Origin of the sequence: Methylobacterium sp. E-025 (assembly GCF_022829705.1) — a bacterium.
Taxonomy (GTDB): Bacteria; Pseudomonadota; Alphaproteobacteria; order Rhizobiales; family Beijerinckiaceae; genus Methylobacterium.
Window position 1 is genome coordinate 1 of the sequence record NZ_JAKSYR010000205.1, and the last position, 1,454, is coordinate 1,454.

1 protein-coding gene is annotated in these 1,454 nt (G+C 70.4%); it reads right to left on the reverse strand.

What is annotated here, in order from left to right; genetic code table 11:
• A partial coding sequence (locus MKK64_RS27870; RefSeq protein WP_243939009.1) for a PAS domain S-box protein occupies positions 1–1,215 on the reverse strand: 1,215 nt, incomplete at its 3' end.
• Positions 1,216–1,454: the final 239 nt, after the last annotated feature.

Sequence of the window (1,454 nt, forward strand, 5' to 3'; positions counted from 1 at the left end):
GCTCTGGCGCAGCGCCGTCTCGGCCTTCTTGCGCAGCTCGAGGTCGGCGAAGGTGAACAGCATGCACGGCTCGTCGCCCAGCTCCATCGGCTGGCCGGCGACGATCACGAACCGTGTGCCGCCGTCCGGCAGCCCGAGGCACGCCTCCATCTGCGGGATCGTGGCGCCGGCGTTGAGCCGGTTGACCGCCAGGTCGCGGTTGCGGGCGTTGGCCAGCACGTCGACCTCGTAGACGCTGCGGCCGATCACGGCATCGCGGGTGTAGCCGGTCATCTCGAGGAAGCCGGTGTTGACCTTGACGTGACGCAGGTCGGACAGGCGGCAGATCACCGCCGGGGCCGGGTTGGCGTTGAAGGTGGTCTCGAAGCGGTCCTCGGCCTCGAACTGCTCCGAAACGTCCTTGAGGATCAGCGCGAGGCAGCTCGGCGTGCCCGCGTGGTCGGTCGCCACGAGGCTGCGCAGGGAATGGACGAAGTCGACACCGGGCCGGTCGGTGCGCTTCACGTCGACGATGACGTCGTGGAAGCGCTCTCCGGAAACGACCCGCTCCATCGGATACTGGTTCGGGGTGTGGTTGTTGCGGTAGCGCAGGGCGAAGCGCTCGCGGTAGATCTCCACCGTCTCGCCGAGCTCGCCGAGGGATTCGGCACCGTGCATGGCAAGCGCTGCCGCGTTGGCGTAGGCGATGGTCTGGTCGGGCTCGACCAGGATCACCCCTTCGCTGAGGCCGGCGACGATCTGCCGGAGCTCGTGCCTGTCGACGCCCGCAACCACCCTGCCCACCTTCTCGACCGCAAGAAAACCGAAGCGCGAAACAGCGACGTCCGCCCGCGGTTCCAGGATTTGTTTTCGGGCGAACTGGTACAGTCGGACGCCTGTGCTGGATGCGCGCCGCCAGCCGCCCCGCCTCATCCTTCGGGGCGTCGCCTGGACGACCGCCTCGACCGGTCGGCCGCGCCTCTCGTCCTTCTCGGCCATCGTCGCGTCTTCGCCCGGCCGCACGAAGATCTGCCCGGGATCGATCAGGCCGGGATCGCGGATCTGGCTCCGGTTGGCGTCGTCGATCACCGCGTACCTGTCGCCCGCGCCGTAGGTGCGCCGGCCGATCTTCCACAGGCCGTCGCCGCGACCTGATCGAGCCGGACCGTGCAGGCCCCCGGCTCGACGCCGCGCCCGCGGCCCGATCCCGACAAGCAGGCCGATGAGCGAAAGCAAGGCCGCGTCCCTGCACCGCGGTCCTCGTCGCCGGCCGGCAACGTCAGAACGCAACGAACAGGAGCGGCATGCAAACCGATCGGCAGGCCGCACCATGCCCCGTGGGCGCCGTCGTCGGCGCTCGGCTGTCCCGGCGAACGCGCGCGCCAGGGGCATCGGCGTCGGCGTCGCCCGCGGTCCGAGCGATGCCCGGGACGACGTCGCGATGCCGGGGTTCCGCGGCCGGGCTCGGCGTGAAC